This is a genomic window from Vibrio sp. 5S239, assembly GCF_041439575.1.
Taxonomy (GTDB): domain Bacteria; phylum Pseudomonadota; class Gammaproteobacteria; order Enterobacterales; family Vibrionaceae; genus Vibrio; species Vibrio kanaloae.
Window position 1 is genome coordinate 1 of record NZ_JBGOOM010000044.1, and the last position, 3859, is coordinate 3859.

The window sequence follows — 3859 nt, forward strand, 5'->3', positions numbered from 1 at the left end:
TTGGGTTTAACTTCTGAGCCGCCCGTTTTACTTTTGTGTTCAAAGCCAGTAGTTTTATAACTAATTCAGCACCTTGGCGCTAAACCTGTGGTTTCATCGCGGTGGCAAACTAACAAAGCGCTTAAGGCAGATTCGCAACACGTGGCATTTTTACTATGCGTTGATTTATGTGTTTAAGGTGCTGTGCGGTGACTTCGTATTACGTTGCTCACTACTTAGCTTAGCGTTATACACTTATAAGGAAGTAATAGAATGAGTCAGATTTCATCGATAGAACAACTACTGGATATATACCCAAAGCCGAATGACAAAGCTCAAAATAAGGTATTAAGTAAGTTAGATCGTCATTCGATAACAATGATTGAAAATTGCCATTTTTGTATTCTTTCAAGTACTGACGTTAATGGCTTCACAGACATATCACCAAAAGGTGGTGCTCCCGGATTTGTTAAAGTTTTGGACCAGTCAACAATCTTGATACCAGATAGTAGTGGTAACAACCGAATTGATAGCCTTAAGAATATTGTAAGTAACCCTAAAGTGGGGATGATGTTCATGGTTAAAGGGATCGATGTGAAGTCGTACGCTTAAAGGGTCATGCAACTATCCATACAGAGCCTGAACTATTGGCCCTTTGTCCCGATGGTAATAAAGAACCTAAGGTCGTTGTGAAAGTGGTAGTTGAAAGCACATACTTCCATTGTGCTAAAGCTATTATGCGTGGGAAGTTGTGGTCTAACGATTTTCAAGTTGATCGTTCAATATTGCCATCATTAGCTGAAATAATAAAAGAACAGCAGAAGTTAGGTGGAGACTACGTTAGCCAAGAACAAATGCTGACTTACTACGAGTCTAGCCTTTAGCACGTGTATAACAAACTGTTTAAGAGTGATTCGCAACGCGTGGCATTTTTGCTATGCGTTGCGTTTAGTGTTTAAGGTGGTATGCGGTAGCTTTGGTATTGCGTTGCTCACACCTTAATGCGGCGTTATAACACCTCAAATAAAATGGCGAGAGGGTATGAAAGAGAAAACAATAAAAAGCTGGGCTGAGTTTGACCGATTAGTAACCAGAAAAAATTATCGAAAGTGGCTGTTTAGGGGGCAATCGAACTATGAGTGGCCTTTACAAAGCTCACTTCATAGATGCTTCGATGACTCAGAGCGAATTCACCATATTGCGGATGTATCTAAAAAAGTTGAAAGTCACTATGAGCACGAGCAAGTGATGTTAGATAAGTTTCGATGCCACGCGCATCTATATCTAAAAAACTTACCCGATGAAGATGACACCTTGAGTTGGTTATGTCTCATGCAACACTATGGCGCACCAACTAGGCTTTTAGATTTTACTTTTTCGCCGTACGTTGCTTTATATTTCGCCCTAGAATCAGATGTTAGTGATGCGGCAGTCTATCTTGTTAATCACGATGCGTTAATAAAAGATGATATCGACACATTCGATGGGGAGCCTGAGCGCGCATATCAAACTCTATTTGAAGATGAAACCGGAATAGAATGTTTGTTTTCATTTGAGCCTAAATTTTCTAACGAACGATTACTTGCTCAACAAGGTTTGTTACTAGCTCCTAATAATCTCGAATATATTCATGAACGTATACTTTTAAATTATTCATATTCAGAGAATGACTTTGTAAAAATACGTATTCCAGAAAAATTGCGTTACTCTGGGTTACGTAAGTTAAATCAAATGAACATTAATGCAGCTAATATTTATCCTGGACTTGAAGGATTTTGCCGTAGTTTAAGTAAACAGCCTGTGCTAGGTGTGCAATGGCAACGCAGGCTTGGGGGCAATGTGTTATAACAAAGCATTTAAGAGTGATTCGCAATGCTTGGCGTTTTCGCTTCGCTCAAGTATAGCCAAGCGCCGCTCACACCTTAATGCGGCGTTAGTTGCCACCAAGGCTTTGGAGTTTTAATGGAAATCATATTAATTTTTTTAGCGCTGTTGGTTGCCTGTTTAACCTTATTTATTCAGCGTCAGCATAACCGAAAAGAGCTGTTACCTATAATCCACACTTACTTTTCAGCAGCGTCTAAAGATAATCAGGTAACTCGTGAGTTCAAACTGATCAACGATGGTAATGGTGCTGCGATTCTGAAGAGGGTTCAGTTACATTTAGCATCTGGTGAGGAAATTGAAATTACTAACTTCAATGATTTCTCGAAAGTCATCCAGCTGAAGAATCCACATAGTAAAGATATTGCTACCTCATTACCATTCGCTCTAAGTGCCAATTCATCTGAAGTTATCTACAGCTATTGCCTTTCTGAATCAGTGGATGATCAACTAGATAGTTGCACTGTCACAGTTACCGCGGAATCCATCTACGGGGATACAGTCGTTGCACACGAGACAGGCTTTGATGTCATATCAAACAAGCGTGATGCATTTTTTGAAATATGGTTTAGTAAAATTGCTGACACATCAATAATGCTTTGGGAAAAGGCAACTAACAAAGCGTTTAAGGCAGATTCGCAACGCTAGGCATTTTAAGCTCAAATTAGCTTTTGTGTTTATGGTGCAGTGGTTTAGTTTAGGTGGTCGTGTTGCTCACTACTTAACGCGGCGTTAGGAGATTCAATGGTTTCGTATCAACAAACAGAAGATTTATCAGCTTCGGCTAAAATTACTTACGTAAATATGCGCTCATACTACGAGCATTATTCTGTTGATTGGGATTGCTCAAAAATTGAAGAACAAATCCATGATTTAACCAATTTCGATATCCTGTTCAATGGTGAGGTTGTCGGAGCAATTCGTTTGGCATTTGATAACTACGGTTGTTATGTCCGTGACTTGCAAGTCAGCGAGAAATACCAAAATAAAGGTATTGGTGCACTAGCACTTTCTGAATGTGAAAGGTTAGCAATTGAATCAGGCGCTAATCGACTAAGATTACGTGTATTTAAAATCAGCCCAGCCTTCCATCTCTATGAAAGAGTTGGGTTTGTAGTGGATAGCGCTGATGATAGATTTTACAGTATGTCGAGAACAATCTCCTAACAAACAGTTCAAGAGGGATTCAGCACGCGTGGCATTTTTGGTATGCGGTGGTTTCGGTGTTGAAGTGGTATGCGGTAACATCGGTATTGCGTGCTTCACCCCTTAACTGGGCGTTATAAAGCATTATTGATTCAGGCATAAAGTATAAGGACGTACTGTGTATCTAAGACAATTTTCAGAGCATGATGCTCCAGAAATCTCTAGTTGGTTTTCGAGTCGTGAGGAGTCTCTTTTATGGGGTGGCCGTGTGTTCAGTTGGCCAATCGAGACGGCCGAAATTATCAACCGAAGCCACCAAAAGGAAATTGAGTTCTTAACGTTATCTAACGGCAGTGACGTACTTGGTTTCATTGAACTGCAACACGTTAGCCCCGATGAAATGCGTTTATGCCGTGTTGCTGTATCTCCTAAGTTTCGAGGTCAAGGTATAGGTAAAGCCTTGGTAAGCTTATCACTTGAAGAAATCAAAAAACGAAAGCAGTATCAAGTCGTGACATTAGCGGTTTTCACCAAAAATAAAACAGCCCATAAATGCTATAAATCTTTGGGTTTTGTAGCCGTAGACAAGGGGCCAAAGTTCAAAGAGTTTTCTGGTGAAAGGTGGCCGTTTGTCCAGATGGAAACTGCTTTATAACAAAGCGTTCAAGAGGGACAGTCAACGCGTGGCGAATTTGTCTCAAATCTTGGCACTTGTGTTTACGGTGGTAAATTGAAGTTTGGTGGCAGTGCGTTGCTGCCCCTTAACGCGGCGTTAGTTTGCAAGGAGCAGAAAAGCGTTTATGGTCTAAAAGCCTTGTTCTGCGTTCTAGCTATTCACCTGTTATTTCCC

5 protein-coding genes and 1 pseudogene are annotated in these 3859 nt (G+C 40.5%); all 6 read left to right on the top strand.

The genetic code is table 11. The features are described from left to right. Positions 1 to 252 precede the first annotated feature (252 nt). Positions 253 to 863: pseudogene (locus tag ACED48_RS20185) on the top strand (MSMEG_1061 family FMN-dependent PPOX-type flavoprotein). 157 nt (positions 864 to 1020) lie between these two features. Next, on the top strand, positions 1021 to 1827 hold the full coding sequence (locus ACED48_RS20190) for an FRG domain-containing protein (RefSeq protein WP_017054820.1): 807 nt from the start codon (positions 1021 to 1023) through the stop codon (positions 1825 to 1827). Between the two features lie 114 nt (positions 1828 to 1941). Further along, a complete protein-coding gene (locus ACED48_RS20195; protein WP_017054819.1) occupies positions 1942 to 2511 on the top strand; it encodes a hypothetical protein in 570 nt (189 codons plus the stop codon). A 96-nt stretch (positions 2512 to 2607) separates the two neighbouring features. Further along, complete coding sequence (locus ACED48_RS20200; RefSeq protein ID WP_017054818.1) at positions 2608 to 3030, top strand: GNAT family N-acetyltransferase; 423 nt, start codon at positions 2608 to 2610, stop codon at positions 3028 to 3030. Beyond that, positions 2993 to 3136 carry a DUF3265 domain-containing protein gene (locus ACED48_RS20205; protein ID WP_077681796.1) on the top strand — a complete coding sequence of 48 codons (144 nt, stop codon included), beginning with the start codon at positions 2993 to 2995 and terminating at the stop codon, positions 3134 to 3136. Before ACED48_RS20200 ends, ACED48_RS20205 begins: the two co-directional genes overlap by 38 nt. A gap of 51 nt (positions 3137 to 3187) precedes the next feature. Next, a complete protein-coding gene (locus ACED48_RS20210; protein WP_017054817.1) occupies positions 3188 to 3664 on the top strand; it encodes a GNAT family N-acetyltransferase in 477 nt (158 codons plus the stop codon). The last annotated feature ends 195 nt before the right edge of the window (positions 3665 to 3859 follow it).